Source organism: Christiangramia echinicola DSM 19838, from assembly GCF_000423065.1.
In the GTDB taxonomy this organism is placed as follows: Bacteria; Bacteroidota; Bacteroidia; order Flavobacteriales; family Flavobacteriaceae; genus Christiangramia; species Christiangramia echinicola.
In genome coordinates this window covers 263112-281189 of sequence record NZ_AUHG01000011.1, presented here as the reverse complement: position 1 = coordinate 281189, position 18078 = coordinate 263112, and the positions used below count along the sequence as shown (strand labels likewise).

The window sequence follows — 18078 nt, the reverse complement described above, 5'->3', positions numbered from 1 at the left end:
AGAATAATTAGAGATAAATCACCTCGTAAATCAAAATAATATGGCTAATAGCCAGTAAATTTTAATTGATCTGTTTAAAAAAATATCTAAATATTATCTTCCGCTATTCATAGTTACCATTTTGCTTTCTATATGGATTTTTTTAAATGAGAGAAATAATATAGCGAATCTGGAACAAAAAGAGCTTGAGGCTAAAGCGAATCTTGTAGTTGAAAGCTTAAATCCAGTAATTAGCAATATTTACTACTGGAGTCAGTATGAATTTACTGAAGCAGACTTTACCGCTAACCACCATAAGAAATTCGAAGAAACCCTGGGAGATTTCATGGTTGGAATGAATCAGTACAGTCAATTTAGATTGATAAATAAGGAGGGAAAGGAAACCTTTAGACTTATTAGGACTGAAGATGGAAAGATAATAAATGACAAAATCCTCCAAAACAAAGAAAGCAGAGATTATTTTAAGAAAACCATGCAGCTGGACAGCAGTGCTATTTACGTTTCCCCACTCAATTTAAATCGTGAATTCGGGGAAATAGAAAAACCTTATCACCCCGTAATAAGAGGTAGTGCACCATTATTTTCAGAAGAAGGACAGAAACTGGGAATTGTGGTGATCAATTTTGATGCAAAGGACCTATTAAATTCCCTAAACAAGAATTTAACTTCTAGCTTTTTTATCATTGATGAAAATGGAAATTTTTTATCAAATTCTTCCCAAAGAAACCGGGAATTAGAACATTTTATAAATCCGGAAGAAACGGCTGGATTTTACAAGGCCAATCCAGAAACCTGGAAAACTTTAAATCGAGATCACCAGGGGCACTTTAAAAACAAAGAAGGTTTTTGGGTTACAGAAAAACTCAACTTTAAAAATGCTGTTTCCCATTTGAATCTTATAAAGGGAAATTATGCACATTTGGAAAGTTCAAATACCTGGTTTCTAATATCCAGAGTTTCTAATCTCAACGTTTTAGCTTCTATAGAGAACTTCTATCTAGCATTATTAATTATTAACCTAATATTTCTAGCAGTTATTGTATATGTTTCTAACGCTGAAATTAAGCACGAGCTTTTAAAAAGACACTATTTAAATGACCTTAAGGAGAAAAGGAATAAACTGGAAAACCAAAACATCCTTCTAACATCTATTCAGAAAAAATTACAAATATGGAACAGACAATTAAAGGAATATAACAACATTGTTGCTCATAATTTGAGGGCTCCAACTACTAGTATGTCTGCTTTAGTATCGATGGTAAGTGGTTCAGAAGACTACGAAGAAGTTAAAACATATATACCTCAACTTAACAAAATTACCGGTAGTATTAATACTTTAGTCCAGGATTTACTGGTATATGTTAGAGTTTTGAATGATGATCGCGTAAGAACCGAAAAACTTTTTGTAGAACCAGTTATCAAAAGCTCTCTCAATCTGTTTTTGGAAATAGTAGATGGAACAGTTAGAGTTGATCTGGACTTACAGGAATGGAAAACCATAGAATTTTCAAAAGTATATTTCCAAAGTATTATTCAGAATTTGATCTCTAACGCCATAAAATACCGGGATCCTAAAAAAAAATGTTTTATTAAAATAAAAACTCATAAGGTTAACAAGAAAAGAATCCTTAGCATTGAAGACAATGGACTTGGAATAGATCTTAAAAAACATGAAAGCGAAATGTTTAAGCTGTATCGCAGGTTCCATAGAAATTTATCTGGTAGAGGAATGGGGTTATTCCTTGTCAAAACTCAGCTGGAATCATTAAATGCTGAAATAGAAGTAAAAAGTGAACCAGGTGAAGGGACAATTTTCATTATAACATTCAAAAAAATTAAACATCATGACCTTCTTTCTGATTGACGACGATCAGGTTTTTCATTTTATTACGAGTAAAACCTTAAAAAAAATTAATCCTGATATTATCGTTGAAAAATTTCTCGATGGTGAAGAAGGGATTAATAGAATTAAAAATAGTTTACATAAACAATCAGAATTGCCAGATATAGTACTTTTGGACATCAATATGCCCTACCTTAACGGGTGGGGATTTTTAAAGGAATTTCAAACGATAGGCGATCAGATAGAAAAAGAAGTTCAAATTTACATGTTAACTTCATCAGACGATCCTGAAGATCTAGAAAAAGCTAAAAAATTCAGTGAGTTATCAGGTTATATTGTAAAGCCAGTATCAAAAGAGGAATTGGAAGTTCTAATTCGAAATTTCCCCAGTATAGAATGGTTTCAGCCCAATCTTTAATCACATTCGCTAAAATTTGAATATTGGGCCTTGGCTAAAATTCCATTTCAGGTTGATCCCGAATTCTGTATAGGTAAACCCTGCGGCTGTAGCAGAAGCAATATTGGAATGATTTCCATAAACGCTTGCCATAAATCGATCGCTTATCTGGTAACCAACTCTACCCATCAAACGGTAAGTGGATTGTTTCGATTCGTCCTCAATAAACTGGTAACCGGTTGCAGCTGTCAGGTCATAATTCAATTTAGAGTTTGGATCATTCCCTAAAAGATTTATAAAAACCTCAGCAGCCTGAAATTTCTCCGGACTAAAGTAAAGCACTGGCATCTGCTTTTTAAAACTGATATACTGGTAATTGAATCCCCCTTTTAGCAAAGGCTTTTTTAGAAAACTATAATAGAATGAAGTAAACATCAATTCCCTGCTATTGTCGTCGCTCTGTTCTGTATGCATATATTGTAAATACCATCCAAGTCCATAAGAAGTAGAATAATTATTATTGAGAAAAAGATGGTTTCCTGCGATCTGCCGATTTAATAATTCCGCATTGAAATCCTGGAGATCTCTACGGTATCCAATTTCAAGGTCATCTCTGGTAAACGGCTTTACCGCAACAGAAAGTTCCCCTACAAGATTGGTATACTCTGTTTCTGAAGAATTTGCGGTGATAAATCCACCCTTTGCATTTAATCTGAAAACTGGCGATAATCTGTAAGATGCTGCAAGATCAAATTGATTAGAAGTAGCCTCATTATTGGTTATCACATTCTTAGTCTCCCGATAAGTGAATCCACCAGAAATTTCCAGATTGGGACTTATAGGCAATCTAATACCTGTTCTGGAAGCTATAGCCTCATTATCTCCATTATCATAAGAGTAGCTTAAGTTTTCCTCCAATACCGGGGAATAGACCTTCTCCAGTTTATAGAGAAATTGCTCTGCATCCTGCTGATTTTTATAATAACCAAGGGTTTTTTCAGCTGCATTTTTTGCCTTCCTGGCTTCTCCCCTGGCATAATATGCATTCGCTATTCCTAAATTTCCATCAAATGAAGTTGAATCTTTTTCCAGGATTAATTCATAGTTTGAAATACTGGTTTTGAAATCGCCAGTATACATTCCTAAAGTAGCTTCCAATGCTAGAACTCTAATTTCTAAACCGTATTCAGCTTTCATTTGAATAATAACCTCTTTGGCCTGTGCATTTTTGTTATTCCATATCAATGCCTGGGCATATCTTTCTTTTGCTTCCAAAATTCTAAGAGAATCTATAGATTTTTCAGCAAGTTTAAATGCCTGTTCAGCATATTTGAGAGCTTCCTTTTCTTCTTCTCCAATATGAGCCGCGAGAGAGATACCATTATAAGCCATGATACTGTCATTCAAGTTAAGAGCAAGAGATTCATAGACTGATTTTGCTGCAGATGAATTTTTAGTAATCAAATAGACATTCGCCTTATTTAGTAAGCTCTCTTTATCACCGGGAAAATCCTGAAGATTTGCATCTAATGATCTTAATGCATTTTCATATTGTCTTTCCTGAAGATATTGATTAGCGTAACCTAATCTTATATATTTTCTGGAAACCATTGCATTTGGGTTGGCCGGTGAAACCTCCAAAGCCTTATTCACAATTTCCAAGGCCGGTTGATAATCCTGCAGATTACTTAAGGTATTTGCATATCCTAATAATGCACCAAAGTTTTCAGGGTTTTCTGATACGAGTACCTTATAATAGGTTTCAGCATTATCATACTCATTATTCCATAGAAGTGACTCCGCATAATTCAATTTTACTTCCAGGTCTTCAGGATAATCATTTAGAAGATCAATGAACAAATTTTTTGCTTCAGCAGGATCACTATGCAAACCAACTGCCCGGGCATAGCATAATCTGGCAGTTTTATTTTCAGGATAGTCTAATAAGATCCTGGCAAAAAACTTTTCAGCTTCTTCGAATTCTCCTCTCTCCAAATTCTGAAAGCCCTGTTGCATTTCCTGTGCACTCGTATTAAAACTAAATAAGGCCAGAAAAACGGTTAATAAAATTATTTGAATCTTCATGGTATAAGGTGGTTTAGATTACCAATTGCAAGTTAAAACCACTTCTATCATATTTCATCTACACAAAACCGCCATCCGTCGAAAGAGACCGATTGTTCATTGATTTTCGAATGATATTAGCGTCAAATATTAATCTAAAAACCTAAAATCATGGCACTTTCAATTAACGAAAATAATGGAATCTTCGAAGTAAACGGAAACCTTTCAGCTTCTAACACTTACCAGGTTAGAAAGTATTTTGAGATCATCCTGAAGATGAAAAATAATATTAAAATAAGTCTTGAGAAACTCGACAGTATGGATATCGCCAGTGTATTTGAATTAAGGGCACTAATGTCATATGCAGCTAAACATGGAAAGATAGTCACTTTTGATGGAGCAAGAAATAAAAAAATCCAGGGTGCATTCCTGGGATCCGGTTGTGATCTGTTCAGTTTTAATTATTTCAGATTAAGCGCTTAATAAAACCCAAAAACCATGATCACCTTGAAACTTCACACATTTCGAATCAATCTTCAGCCATCGCAGGTATTTATGCTCAGCGCCCTGATCGTTAACATAGGTAACTATCTTTATAATCTCGCTCTCGGCCGCCTATTGGGACCTGAAGCATTTGCAGACGCAGCGATTCTTATTACCTTCCTTCTCATACTATCTTTTATGGCGATGACCCTGCAACTTAGTGTTGCTAAATTCACGGGTAGTTTTGATGGAGGTAAAAAAGACGCATTTCTTAATTACTCCAGAAAATGGAGTTTAGTAATTGGTGTGATCGTGGGTATTTTAATATTCTTACTTGCTACAGAATTACAAGGATGGTTTAATACCGAATCTGCGGGAATGTTCCGGATCTTTGGAATGGGAGTTCCTATTTATTTTTTAATGAGCGTAAACAGGGGGTATTTCCAGGGAGAGCAGGAATTTATCAAGCTTTCTATAACCTATCAGGGAGAAATGCTTAGTAGATTATTCTTAACGCTGGCTTTCATTCTAATACTCCCTTTTCAAAGTTCAGAATTGGTATCCTTAGGAATATTGATCTCATTGATCCCGGGAATGCTCCCTTTCAAAAAAGTGAAAAGCAGAATTCTCCCGGCAATTAATAAAGAGGAAATAAGTCATCTAAAAAAGTTCGTGATTGTAACGGCTTTTTATGAGCTTACCCAGATCATCATTAATAACGGAGATATCTTACTGGTAAAGCATTTTTTCGATGCACATGCCGCAGGATTATATTCTTCTATGGCTCTTATTGGTCGCGGAGTTTATTTTGTAGCCTGGATGTTCGTGATGCTCTTATTACCCGAGGTGGTTAAAAGACATAAAGAAGGAAAGGATACCAAACAGATCTTTTTTAAATATTTAGGAATGATCACCGTATTAGTTACCGGAGTAGTTCTTTTAAACCTGCTTATCCCAAAATTGATCATCGAAGTGCTATTTGGCAGCGCTTATATAGAAGTTTCAGCTATGTTATGGAAATACGCCTTAGCGAGTGCTTTATTTGCCCTGGCGAATGTATTTGTCTATTATTTCCTGTCTCTGGATAAATACCTACCGGTTGTAGTATCTGGATTTTTTGGGGTACTACAATTGGCTGTGATCTTTTTTCAGCATGATACCTTAGAAATGGTAGTGGAAGCACAGATCTATGTGATGTTAAGTTTACTAATCCTGCAAGTAGCATATTTTCTTTATCAGAACAAAAATACCATTCACCGAAGGTAACTTTCTATCTATCGAAGATTTTAAAATCTTCTGATAATCAGACGGATATTTACCTCATCAAATAACCACATTTAAAAATATATTATGAAACTGGCACTTGTAACCGCATTTCCTCCCAGCAAAGTAACCTTAAATGAATATGGGTATCACCTGGCAAAGAACTTCGCTCAGAAAACTGAAGTTGAAGAACTTATTTTAATCACAGATCATACAGAGGAGAAAAAAGAAATTGATTTTGAAACTCCAAATTGCAAAGTAACAGTAAAAGATAGCTGGAGTTTTAATAGCTATAAAAATGTCTTCAGCATTTATAAAAGTCTGAACGAAACAAAACCAGATGCGATCCTTTTTAATCTTCAGTTCATGAAATTTGGAGATAAAAAGATTCCTGCTGCTCTCGGCCTTTTTTTGCCCCTGATCTTCAAATTGAAAGGAATACCTACTATCGTTCTCCTACACAATATCCTTGAAACTGTAGATCTTGGAAATGCAGGTTTTACTGAAAACAAAATTTTACAGAAAGTTTTTAATTCCATAGGAGCCATGTTGACCAAAGTAATTCTACAGGCAGATGCTGTAGCGCTTACTATTGGAAAATATGTAGAACTAATTAAGAGCAAATATAAAGTGGAAAATGTAATACAAATTCCGCACGGTTCTTTTGAAACTCCGCCAGAACCTAATTTTGATCTACCCGAAGGACCTAAAAAGATCATGAGTTTTGGAAAATTTGGAACCTACAAAAAAGTAGAGATTTTAATCGAAGCAGTTGAAAAACTTAGAAAAACAACAGATCAGGAATTAGAGATTGTCATTGCCGGTACTGACAGTCCAAATACTCCAGGCTACCTCGCTACTATGATGCAAAAATATGAGCATGTTGAAAATTTAACTTTCACTGGTTATGTTGCCGAAGAAGATGTCCCTACCATTTTTAGAGAAAGCGCCGTAGTAGTATTTCCCTACACTTCAACAACAGGTAGCTCTGGAGTTTTACATCAGGCAGGTAGTTATGGTAAAGCGGTAGTAATGCCAAACCTTGGAGACCTCGCTCTTTTAGTTGAAGAGGAAGGTTATACTGGAGAATTCTTTCGCCCCGATAATGTAGATTCTCTTGCACATTCTTTAGAACGTATTATAGAAAATGACCTCTATAGAAGAAGATTAGGAATGATAAACTATGATGCTGCTTGCAGTTTGCCTATGGAAACGATCACGCAGATGTATCTGGAAGAATTTAAAAAAATAGAAGAGAGAAAATTGAATTTTGAATATGTGAATATTGGTTAGTGCATTTTATTTGATAAGAAAAAAGCAGGGATTTCTCCCTGCTTTTTTTATTTAACAATATGATCGAAAGATTTCTTCTTATTTCCTTTTGAATCTATGAACCCAAAATACTTCTGCCTGGCCTTTCGCCAGGGTAAACTACCTACAACCGAGGAGGGCACTTCTTCAAAATCGTATAAGGTCCAGGAAATAAATGCCAGATCTTTTTTCTTGAGGTAGGTTTGAATTTTTTTATGGTACTCAGCCTGATCGCTTTCATCGTATCCAAAAGGATTCCAGAGTCCGTTGTAAGAAGACATCCCGAATTCTCCTAATATCATCGGTTTCGAGATTCGCTTCTTTAGACCAGCATAAGTCATTTCCAGGTCGTCAATATCTTTATAATAGTGAAAACTTACCAGGTCCACCTCCTCTTGCAATAAAGCTGCACTTTCAGGATTAGACCATCCTACGGTTACAAAATGGCTAGGATCTGCCTTTTTCACCTGGGCTATGGTATTTTTGAGCCAGTTTAATACCAGCTCTTTCCCCCGATTATCGAAATCAAGGTCAGGTTCATTTTTGATATCCCAACCTAATATTGCCGGGTGATCCCTAAATCTGGAAACGATTTGTCTTAAATGTTCATGAGTCAAAGTCCAGTTTAGAACTGAATAGTCTCCATAAAAATCGAACAAAGTAACCAGAATCTTTAGATTATAATTTTCAGCGGCATCAAGAACATTCTTCAACTTATAAATTTTATTTTCCTGAACATCAGCAGCGCCGAAATCTTCATAGGGAATAAAAATTCTGATCGTATTTAAACCTGATTGATTGATAAGATTAAAATCACTTTTGATGGCAGCCATATCAAATTCATCACCAAACATATCCCAGGGAGTTTTCTGAGGATAATAATTTATCCCTTTAATGTCATATTTATGATCCTGATAAAAAACCTGATCCTCGTTTACACCCCATTCTGAAAAACTTTCAATTGGTTCAAAGTTCAAAGTATCCTCTACTTGTTGCATATGTCTCACTCTCCAGAATCCGTCTTCCAGCAACATCATTACCCGGTACGAAGAAGTATCAACGCTTCGGTCTAAAATTTTCCCATTCTCCAAACTTTCAGAATACTCAATAACATTTATATCATTGAAAACTACCAATTGACCATCGGCACTATAAAACTGTAGTTCTGGATGATGCGCCGTCGTTGTGGAATTGAAATTGATCTTTCTAACTTTGTTATCATCCAGTATCCTGTAAATATTTACCCTGGCACTATCTGTATAATAATCCTCAATCCCGTAGCCTTCATTATTTTTTAGAGCAAGATTTCTAACATACCAGGAATTTAAATAATCACGTTCGATCTCCTTCAGACTTTGCCCCTCCATTGTCCTGCCTTTATAAGAAGTCGTGTCCCACGAAATTTCCGGCAGATACATTTGTTTACTTTTGATCTCGGTATGAAGCATAGTTGACCGATCTGCACCTGTATTTAAATATCCCCAAACCGAACTGATCCCAAAAATAAGGATCGCGTTCGCAGCCAGAAAGCTGAGGATAAGAATTGCCCGGTATAGATTTTTATTGATCTTTTGCCGCATGTAGGATTATTGCACTGATTTGGTCACACCTAAGGTTTCAATTTTAAAGGTAAAAGAATCTGTATAATTAATATCTGTGCGGAGATTAAAAATTGCAAAACCAGCTTTTGTTGGCTCACTAAATTCATGATGAATTTCCTTATTCTTATCTAAAACTTTTAGATGCACCTCTGCCCCATCCGGAATTAACTGTCCTAAAAAACTAGTCAACGGTCCTACGGTGATTAATTTATTCTGAAGATTTAGCTGAACTTCATAATCTCCAATTACAGGTTCATAATTAACTTCTACCACATCACTTTTCGCCATTCCGGTTATATTTGCTGAAATTCTCCAATCTTCTGGAGTTTCAGGGTGAAGTAATTGCGCTGTGGCTACTCCATCTATAGTTGTAGCATACGTTTTCTGAATAGCATTTTTGGAATCTCTAATCAGGAATTCTACGGAAGTCCCATCACTTATAATATTTTCAAACTCATCTCTGATCGTCGAAGTTTTTACTTTGGTTACCTGGTTACCATCGGCATATGAATGTTCTCTCTGAATTTTCAGCTTGAAATCTGTGGCAAGTGATGGATACACCTGGCTAATCATTTCTTTACTCTGTAATCCTTTTGCGGCACTTGCTACAATAATGTTCCCAGACTTCTTTTTCGAAAAGATATTTTTCCAGGTAAACATATTTTTCATCTCCACACTATCGTTTTTCAAAGTTCCTTGAAAGAACTCTGAAATCTTCACTTCTGTACCATCATTCAGTGGGTTGTCAAACTTATCTGTCGGGATACTTACCAACATGGAGTAATCCCGGTCTCCAGCCTGGATACTTCTAGGGCCAAAATAGTTCTCGATGATCTCTGGAGCTACTGCTGCAATTATTCTGATTGTACCAGATTTAAATTTTGTTCCGTTTATTAATTTCCATTTCATAATTCCCGCCTTATTAGAAATGAATTCCGGAATATGATAAACAGAGGAATTGGTGTTGGTTTCAGGACTAAGAATTGTTTTCCCATAAGAACTATCAATAAGCAATCTCGATTTTGAATCGATATTTATAAATTCCAGGACCAGTTCTTCTCCGGCGGTAATTTCTTCAGGAATTGAAATAGCTGGTTGTTCTAAAAAAATACCCCCCGCTTTTAGCATGCCTATAACCAAAAGACAACTTATAATGATATACTTTTTCATTATTTCGGATTTCCTATATAATTGTTCATTTCGATCTTCAGGTAGTCAAATCCTGAACCTTCAAATTTCTGCAAAGCCAATTTTGGCTGCTCCAGATCTCTCGAAGGTATTACCTTACCTGCGATCGCCTTATTCGGCAGTCCGTTTACAAATATATTTTCCAAGGAGGTATTTATTATATAAAGTTTTTCAAGATCTTCTGGAGTTCTTTCGAACTTTTGCTTTCTCTGCACCCTGATCCCTTCCTGTAAATATTGATGATCTACCCAGATCAATTCTGAATTTTCATCAAAATACGAATATATCAGTTGCGGAATGGTCACTTCTTCTACTCCGTAGTTAAATAACTTTCCTATCAATTTTCCATTTTCTATTTGCAGTTGATTCAGTGTAACACTTTTATAAAGATCGGTCGTTGCCACATTTCCGGCGCATTGGAGGTTAAACTTTACCGGTGTCGCATTTAACTGAACCGGAGTAAACTGATCAGGATCAAAAGTCTCAGGTATTACTTGATCCCTATTTATCCATGCGCTACCTTCAAAATCTACCCGAAAACTACTTATTTCCTTCGGCATTAATTTGTGTTTTAACACCTGCCTCGCATTATAACTGGCCAATTCGTTATTCTCTTCATCGTATAAAGTGCCTTTTATCACTACATCAGCAGGAACATGATCTACATTCTGAATTTCACCTACGATGGAATATCGATCGTTCAATTTTACTAATTTCGCAGAAAGTACTTCAAGCACCGGCTGCTTCAAAACATCTTCATGATGAGTTTGCTGAGTCGTAATTCTTCTTCGACCGTGATTATAGAACTTGGTCTGATTCTGAGAAAAAAACTGATCTGCCGGAACATCGGTATCCTTTTCCGAAGGTTGGATATACCAGTTTCCTTTGATTTTATTCAGCTGATGTTCGAACTCTTTTTCAATAATATCAATAGGTGTTACCCAGGAAGTAAAAACATTTGCTCTGGCTACCGTATCATTTACAGTAATCACCTCTACATTTATACTATCCAGTTTCGCATATGAACTTAATACTCCATCACTTACTGAAACTTCCAGCATAAACTGTGCGATAGTTTTTCCGCCATCTGGAATTAGATAAGAATGTGCTCTTTCAAATTCCTTAAAATCTATGGCATCATAATAAGCTTTTACCACATTCTCTTCTGAAACCTGATCCTGATTATCAATGTAGATATAATAAAGCGAAACCAGAATAACCGCCGAAAGTACCATTGCAAATATATGACTCACCTTAATAATGAGTGGCCTGAATCTTTCATAAGGAACTTTGAATCTAAGAAAATGTGGCTTTTCAGGATTTCCAGTTTTTAAAGTATTAAACCACATCAACTGTAAGTTTATAAAAAAAGCGATCAATACAGTAAGCACCGGAATGATCCCCCACATTAATTTTAAATAAACCGGCACATCCTGGATTCCTATGATCTTAGATAACGGCGGAACATTAAGTTTTTCCCAAACCATAATGCCGTTCTCCAGTTGTTGCAATCGCTGCCAACCGCTGAAGTATAATAATGGATCATAGAACTTATCATTAGAAAATATATACTTTAAATTATATTTTTCAGGTACCGCAAGAAATTGCTGAAGCGAACCTATCCCCTCCACTCCCCTGAACTTCGAATTTTCCAATCGTTCTACCGCTCGAGTGGTAAGCTCTGGCAGTCTTCTAGCAGAATGATAATTGCCATCTACGGTCAACGCTCTTGTTTGAGCAGAAAGCCAGGCCATTTGATCTCCAAATCCTAACGTAAGGAATCGCCAGTGGTCATGCTGATCCTGATTCAGGAAATTTACTATAGGTAACATCTTGATACTTTGTGGTTGCATGGGTCTAAAATATCCCAGACTCAGCGTAAAAACCGAAATGAATAAAAAGAGTCCAACCATACATGCACCGATCACTCTATGGTAAACCGCACCAAATTTTTCCTGAATTCTTTTTTTCAAGTCACCTTCAGCAAACCTATAGGCAAATTCGCCAAATATTGGTAGCGCCATAATTGATCCCCATAAAGTAAAACGGTCTAAGGTTAAAATATTGAAGGCAGTATCTCCCAGTAACATTCTAGGTATTGGCGTTGTACCTCCAGTTCCTAATATGAAGAGCATCGAGAAGGATAAGCCGAAAAAAAGATACCTTTTCGAGTAATATCTGTATAGTATATAAGGAAACAGGAAGAAAATGATTCCCCATGGAATGATAAAGAATACTAAGCCTGAAGAAGTCACTTCAATAAAGCTATCCCTGCTGCCATGAGGTATAGGAACCTGAGTTATGGGGTTCTTTTTAGTGTTTATCCAATAAGGCAGAATACAAACTATGATCGCAGCCAGGGATGTAAAACCGAAGATCACGATTCGTTTAAATAATTTAAAGAAGGTATTCAGGAATATTTTAAAGGTTACATTTTTGAAGCCTTCCACCTTTTCTGAAGCGGCATCCATGATCACCATTCCTATTAATGGAAAAATGAAGAATATCATTCCGAAGATTGGAGTTACATGATGTGAAGTAACAGTAACCGCAATTAATGAGATCGCTCTAAAATAGAAACGTTTCCTTCCGGTTTTGATGAATAAATAGATTTCCGGCAGGGAATGCATCAATATCGAGATCCCTATGATACTCGGTAGCTGACCGAAAATATGCAGCGTTTCTACAAATGATGAAGAGAATACCGCTAATAAAGCCGCATAGCCTGCAGCTTTTCTACTCGCCGTTAATAGAAGGCTGAATCTATAAACTCCGGTAATGAATAGAATGACTCCAATTATAGCTACGAGAAACATTCCGAATTTGAGACCGCCAACATAAGAGAACAAAGCGATCGCCTGGTGAACTAATGGCGGATAGCCCATTACTGTAAAGCCGGTATACCATTTATAATTCCACGGCTCGAACCAGCTGTTCGCATAATGTTCTGCAAAGAATAAATGGATCAATGCATCATAGGTATTTTCCAGCGTAAAGAAAATAGTAGACGAATGGAAAACAACTCCAATGATTAAGGCAGTGATCAGGTATTTATTAGTTGTTTCTTTCATGACAAACATATAGTGGTTACTCAGAAACTAAATTACTACAGCTATATCCTTCTTCAAATTCACTGACCGATAGCAACATACCATTCACCGACAAAAATTAACCTCTTTAACTAATTCTTAGAAATTGAAGGCAAGTTGCGCTTAATTTTGAACCAGAATCTTAAACCAATCACCATGAAAATTTTAGCTGTAGATGATCAACAACTGGTTTTAATGCCACTAGAAAAAAGATTAAAAGAGAAAGGTTACGAGGTAAAAACCACGACTCACGCTCAGAGAACCCTTGCGATATTCAAAAGTTTTAAACCAGACCTTTTAATTATTGATATTAATATGCCCTTAACTAACGGAATCGAAGTTATAAGGACTATCAGAAAAGTTATGGAAGATAATACACCAATTATGGTATTATCTGGAAATACAGATGATAAACTTATCGTAGAGGCTTTTGATTTAGGGATTCAGGATTTTATGAAGAAGCCTCTTAGCCTTGACGAGATCACTGCAAGAGTTGGGAGATTAATTGGTCATCCTGAAATTGAAAACACAAAATTATCTGCTAACAGCATTCTTCAAAACAGATGTGTTGGAGTGGTAATTCCTTGTTACAATGAAGAAAACAGGTTGAAATCTGAAGAATTCATAAGCTTTATTGAAAAGAACTCTGGTTATCATTTATGTTTTGTAAATGACGGAAGTACAGACAATACCATGCAGGTACTTCAAAATTTGAAAAAAGGTCGTGAACAATATATCAGTATTTACAATTGCACTAGAAATGGCGGTAAGGCTGAAGCTGTGAGACAGGGGTTGATCTATATGTCTAAATTCGATGACCTGGATTATGTTGGTTTTCTTGATGCTGATCTTTCCACAGATTTTCAGGATTTTGATGACCTGGTAAAAACTATTGAAACCACAGATTTCCAGATCGTTAATGGTTCGCGAATTTCCAGAATGGGAGCAAATATCACGAAAGAAAGTGCCAGAAAAATTATTAGCATAACCATCAATCTAATTATCACTACGATCCTGGGAATGCCATTTAAAGACACTCAGTGTGGAGCTAAGATCATGCGAAAAGAACTTATTCCGGTGGCCTTTAGCTCTCCGTTTTTAACCAAATGGCTATTTGATGTTGAAATATTTATGAGAATGAAAAAACACTTCGGCAAACAACATGCACAGGAGATGATCTGTGAGCAGCCATTAAAAAGATGGATACATGCCGATGGATCTAAATTATCTATGAAAGATTCATTGAAGATCGGCTTTCAATTAATGGAAATATATATTCAATACACCTTAAAGTCCAATTCAAAACTGACTTCCAACGAAACTAAAACAAGAACTTTTTCTATGGAATAAGTTATATAAAAATTACAGCTAGATTCGATAAGAGCATTTAATCGGTAACCTGGTTAGTTGCTCTTTATTATTTAATAGTGATTATATCAACCTTATCCAGAAATGAACTTTCATTTACGCCTAAAAAAAGAAAAGGTAACTTCACCATTCGAGATTCAGGAGAAAAGTATTTAGACTGAAACGAATTATTAAAATTTAAATAGCTCCATCTATGAATAGTAAAACTATTACTAAGGGTTTTGTTATAGCAGGTTTAATGAATATGTCTGTACTGGTATTTTCAAGATTTTTCAGCAATCCTGTAATACCGGAATTTGATCCTGTGGTAATGTCTAATTTCGGATTATTAATGATCGTGATCTGGGGTTTGGCTTATATCTCTGTAGCCAAATATTATCAACATACAAAGTGGCTGATTGGAGTATTTGCCGTTGAAAAGCTGATTTATGGTTTTAACTGGACCACCTGGATCCTGAGTAACGACCTCTCTAATATTTACGATAAAGACCTATTTGCAGGCTTATTCTTTTCGGTCTACGGAATAAATGACTGGCTATTCTTCCTGTTCTTTTCTTATGTATTTATTCAGATATTCAGTTCAAAAAAATGAATTTTAAAGCTGAAATTTCGCTGTTAATTCATTCACTATAGATTCTATTTTCTTGTAATTCACTCATTGTTCCTGTACAATTTCTGAACCACGCGATCTTTAATAGCACAACGTTCACAAGCCTTTCTGGTTATAATTTTATCTTTAATTCGCCCATCGAAGGTTTTTATTCAGGGGTGTAGGACATCTATTTTCTCAATAAATCCCTGATTATCGTTTACAACAGATAAGAACCTTAACTTCAAAAGGCTTAAACACACATATGTACATCTTCCGCAAAGATTGATGAATTACTCTGATGCGCAAGTCTAACATTCCCCATAGCTTCAAAAACCGTATTAATGAATTTGTTTAATACCTTATATAAATCCAAGTAACGTGGGCATAGATCAATTCTCGGTTAATTTCGAATAAAAATGTAAGTAATTGCTCTTGAAGTGCCAGCCAGAATCCTGTTCCTTCAAATTTATTATTGATTTTTCATGCAATACGAATTTGTTATGAAATGCTATATGCTTCAATCCTCAAGGAATAAGAATTAATCTACTCTAAATCACTGATATTCTGAACTCTAAAAATAAAAGCTTAGATTTATGAGACTCATATAAATTGATTTTCAAATACTTACAACCTACATGAATTTCAATTTAATTTTGAGAATAAGTAAACTAGAAATGTCTTCTACAAATCGGGAATTATGAAAATCGTGCTATCTTTTCTTATCTGCCTTCTTTTTTATAGCTGTAAATCTTCAAAACAGAATGAGGATATTTTTGAGGAAGGTAAAAGTTTTAAAAACTTTAGAGGATATGAACCTGTAGACCCTGTAGAATTCGAAGATAAACTTCATATCTCAGATGGGAATGGATCTCTGATCTTTAAAAATGTGAAGCTACTTACCCGAGAAGAAACCCTGGGATTTTTAAATAATGAAACCGTTCTAGTTTCCATAGGAGAGATCAATCGCGAAGGCACAATCAACTATCTACCTATAACTTTTTCCAAGAAAAATACAAGTTATAAGATCACGATGGACTATATGAAATATGCCACTCTGGCGCAAATATCACAGAATGAATTTATTGGCTCTAAAAGAGTTGGAATAGGATTACGACTCATTTCGCTAATAACCACGGCAGAATCTGGCATTAATATTAGCGATCTATATTCCATCGGGCTGGCGGCTAAGGAGGGAAAATTAAGCGGTACCTTAATAATTGAAGTTATAGGCATAAAATCTAAGGAGGTTACCTCCCTAATCCCTTTACCTTCTGAAATCAATCAGACCACAATTCAAAATGCCATGCAGGCTCTGGCCACGATCAAGTCTAAAATCTACGATGAAGAAACAAGTCTTTATCCACAAGTGATGGCTGTAAAGAAATATGTAAATGAAACAAATTCAGAAGATAGGGATGACGAAATTATTCCTCCTAACGTCTCGGCAGGAATGGAAATTGATTTAGATAATGTTCAGGTGAATCCAACGCAGCCATTACCAGACAAAAATATTCAGCTTCAATTCGGTAATATTAGATTCAGTTCAGAAGAAAGAAAAAATGAAGCCTCGCAATTGCTGTCTCAATCTCTAAATTTTATTCTGGACAGGGAAGTTGAAAAAGCTATTGAAATGCTTGAAATCTATGAATCTGCTTTTCCTCTTTATTCTGTAGCCCCGGTTCTTAATAACCTTAAAAATAATCGCGAGGTCTTGCGAGATAAGGAAGCTCAGGAATGGCAAATTATAAATAATATTATTCTGAACAATTATAGAGAAAGACTTTCAGAAGCTGAAATAGAAAGACTTAAAAGGTCGTAAGGATACTTTTTATTGAATTTTCCGAGATTGAACCTTTCAATGTCTTTCATCAATTCAATTATTATTTCCAGGGAGTTTAATTTTTGGTCTTTTTGGTTACAGGTTAATTATGACATTCAGTTTTAATTTAGTTACACTTCAAACCTTTTTTTTTTCGTGAATAACTAAAAAGCTCGTAAAATTCTTAAACGGACGTATATTGGACGTAGGATATATGCCGTCTTCAGTATTTTACAGGCTAGTTTTGCAAATTAAAAAAAGAGGTGAAAATTTATAAAAAACCGGTTTTGACCGACATGGACCTTAACACATTAAAAAAATATTCTGATCAGTTCATAAGTAAATGCTCCAATTTAATCTAGAATTAGATTTATGTCTAATTCTGCCTTAAAAAAAATATTTTAAACTTAGAAATTTTATCAATGTTCAGAAACAGCTAATGCAGATTTTAATAACCTGTTGATCTTAGCTTTTTCCACAGGATTAGGACATTGCGAGGACCAAACCGGAAGTTTTAATTTATTACGCCTGCAATAACTAATAAGGTATTGTGCACAATCATAACCAGTAGGAACATTAATACCTAAATTATAATCAAAACATATTCCATCAGGTTGCCCATTTAATTCGAGCCATCGCCGGAATTCTGAATAACTTTTAATCCAGACGACATTAACCTCTCGTCCCAATGGACTGTACGCTAGCCAATCCATTCTACTATCCAGAGGATTGATCCGATCATCCAGCCACAATAAGGTAAGCTCTTCATTTTTTGATTCTATTCCTTCTGTAATATCTACTGGTTTAGTTATTACTTTCAATTCCTGTTTGGTAAAGAGATTCCATAAATCAATCGATATTATATTTCTAAAAATCGATAAACTCAACGGAAATGACCGTAGTACGTTGTATATGTATTTTTTCATCCAGGGTATTAACAGGAAATCCATTAATCATTTTTTACTTTACCAAATCTCTCAAACCGGATAGCCATCAATATGAGTATGACAAAAAGTAGCCCAAGGAATAAAATTGTTATTTGACTTTCTTCCCACATCCT

At 35.4% G+C, this 18078-nt stretch carries 13 protein-coding genes; 8 read left to right on the top strand and 5 right to left on the bottom strand.

Annotation, left to right across the window (positions count from 1 at the left end; translation table 11 throughout):
• Positions 1–121 precede the first annotated feature (121 nt).
• Both G530_RS0106335 and G530_RS0106330 read left to right on the top strand, forming a co-directional pair.
• A complete protein-coding gene (locus G530_RS0106335; protein ID WP_026933732.1) occupies positions 122–1864 on the top strand; it encodes a sensor histidine kinase in 1743 nt (580 codons plus the stop codon).
• The gene (locus G530_RS0106330) at positions 1845–2261 is read left to right on the top strand and encodes a response regulator (protein WP_035715966.1); all 417 of its coding nucleotides are present in this window, start codon (positions 1845–1847) and stop codon (positions 2259–2261) included. The genes G530_RS0106335 and G530_RS0106330 overlap by 20 nt, the downstream gene beginning before the upstream one ends.
• Before the next feature lie 9 nt (positions 2262–2270).
• Here the strand turns inward: G530_RS0106330 and G530_RS0106325 are convergent, their stop codons facing one another.
• Entirely contained in the window at positions 2271–4325 is a 2055-nt protein-coding gene (locus tag G530_RS0106325; protein WP_026933730.1) for a tetratricopeptide repeat protein, read from the bottom strand.
• Between the two features lie 150 nt (positions 4326–4475).
• Between G530_RS0106325 and G530_RS0106320 the strand changes: the two genes are divergently transcribed.
• The 3 genes from G530_RS0106320 (at position 4476) to G530_RS0106310 (ending at position 7343) form a co-directional block, all read left to right on the top strand.
• On the top strand, positions 4476–4787 hold the full coding sequence (locus tag G530_RS0106320; protein WP_026933729.1) for a hypothetical protein: 312 nt from the start codon (positions 4476–4478) through the stop codon (positions 4785–4787).
• A 15-nt stretch (positions 4788–4802) separates the two neighbouring features.
• A complete protein-coding gene (locus G530_RS0106315) occupies positions 4803–6053 on the top strand; it encodes an oligosaccharide flippase family protein (protein WP_051199718.1) in 1251 nt (416 codons plus the stop codon).
• 84 nt (positions 6054–6137) lie between these two features.
• Positions 6138–7343 (top strand): glycosyltransferase, encoded by a 1206-nt coding sequence (locus G530_RS0106310; RefSeq protein ID WP_026933727.1) that lies wholly within the window; start codon positions 6138–6140, stop codon positions 7341–7343.
• A 47-nt stretch (positions 7344–7390) separates the two neighbouring features.
• Here the strand turns inward: G530_RS0106310 and G530_RS0106305 are convergent, their stop codons facing one another.
• Genes G530_RS0106305 through G530_RS0106295 form a run of 3 tightly spaced genes read right to left on the bottom strand, consistent with a single transcriptional unit; the run spans position 7391 to position 13221 of the window.
• Positions 7391–8941 (bottom strand): glycoside hydrolase family 2 TIM barrel-domain containing protein, encoded by a 1551-nt coding sequence (locus G530_RS0106305; protein WP_035715963.1) that lies wholly within the window; start codon positions 8939–8941, stop codon positions 7391–7393.
• Positions 8942–8947: 6 nt separating this feature from the next.
• Entirely contained in the window at positions 8948–10132 is a 1185-nt protein-coding gene (locus G530_RS0106300) for a hypothetical protein (protein ID WP_156888601.1), read from the bottom strand.
• Positions 10132–13221 carry a membrane protein gene (locus G530_RS0106295; RefSeq protein WP_026933724.1) on the bottom strand — a complete coding sequence of 1030 codons (3090 nt, stop codon included), beginning with the start codon at positions 13219–13221 and terminating at the stop codon, positions 10132–10134. The genes G530_RS0106300 and G530_RS0106295 overlap by 1 nt, the downstream gene beginning before the upstream one ends.
• Before the next feature lie 174 nt (positions 13222–13395).
• Between G530_RS0106295 and G530_RS0106290 the strand changes: the two genes are divergently transcribed.
• The 3 genes from G530_RS0106290 (at position 13396) to G530_RS17270 (ending at position 17018) form a co-directional block, all read left to right on the top strand.
• Positions 13396–14589, top strand: a complete 1194-nt coding sequence (locus G530_RS0106290; RefSeq protein WP_026933723.1) for a response regulator — start codon at positions 13396–13398, stop codon at positions 14587–14589.
• Between the two features lie 211 nt (positions 14590–14800).
• A complete protein-coding gene (locus G530_RS0106285; RefSeq protein ID WP_026933722.1) occupies positions 14801–15199 on the top strand; it encodes a hypothetical protein in 399 nt (132 codons plus the stop codon).
• A gap of 697 nt (positions 15200–15896) precedes the next feature.
• The gene (locus tag G530_RS17270; protein ID WP_051199715.1) at positions 15897–17018 is read left to right on the top strand and encodes a hypothetical protein; all 1122 of its coding nucleotides are present in this window, start codon (positions 15897–15899) and stop codon (positions 17016–17018) included.
• A gap of 419 nt (positions 17019–17437) precedes the next feature.
• Here the strand turns inward: G530_RS17270 and G530_RS17265 are convergent, their stop codons facing one another.
• Positions 17438–17839, bottom strand: a complete 402-nt coding sequence (locus tag G530_RS17265; RefSeq protein WP_205619191.1) for a cyclic-phosphate processing receiver domain-containing protein — start codon at positions 17837–17839, stop codon at positions 17438–17440.
• Positions 17840–18078 lie beyond the last annotated feature (239 nt).

What these genes read in the sequence shown, in the direction of transcription:
- G530_RS0106325 (WP_026933730.1), bottom strand. Translation starts at nt 4,325, where the DNA reads ATGAAGATTCAAATAATTTTATTAACCGTTTTTCTGGCCTTATTTAGT.
- G530_RS0106305 (WP_035715963.1), bottom strand. Translation starts at nt 8,941, where the DNA reads ATGCGGCAAAAGATCAATAAAAATCTATACCGGGCAATTCTTATCCTC.
- G530_RS0106330 (WP_035715966.1), top strand. Translation starts at nt 1,845, where the DNA reads ATGACCTTCTTTCTGATTGACGACGATCAGGTTTTTCATTTTATTACG.
- G530_RS0106295 (WP_026933724.1), bottom strand. Translation starts at nt 13,221, where the DNA reads ATGAAAGAAACAACTAATAAATACCTGATCACTGCCTTAATCATTGGA.
- G530_RS17270 (WP_051199715.1), top strand. Translation starts at nt 15,897, where the DNA reads ATGAAAATCGTGCTATCTTTTCTTATCTGCCTTCTTTTTTATAGCTGT.
- G530_RS0106310 (WP_026933727.1), top strand. Translation starts at nt 6,138, where the DNA reads ATGAAACTGGCACTTGTAACCGCATTTCCTCCCAGCAAAGTAACCTTA.
- G530_RS0106320 (WP_026933729.1), top strand. Translation starts at nt 4,476, where the DNA reads ATGGCACTTTCAATTAACGAAAATAATGGAATCTTCGAAGTAAACGGA.
- G530_RS0106300 (WP_156888601.1), bottom strand. Translation starts at nt 10,132, where the DNA reads ATGAAAAAGTATATCATTATAAGTTGTCTTTTGGTTATAGGCATGCTA.
- G530_RS0106290 (WP_026933723.1), top strand. Translation starts at nt 13,396, where the DNA reads ATGAAAATTTTAGCTGTAGATGATCAACAACTGGTTTTAATGCCACTA.
- G530_RS0106315 (WP_051199718.1), top strand. Translation starts at nt 4,803, where the DNA reads ATGATCACCTTGAAACTTCACACATTTCGAATCAATCTTCAGCCATCG.
- G530_RS0106285 (WP_026933722.1), top strand. Translation starts at nt 14,801, where the DNA reads ATGAATAGTAAAACTATTACTAAGGGTTTTGTTATAGCAGGTTTAATG.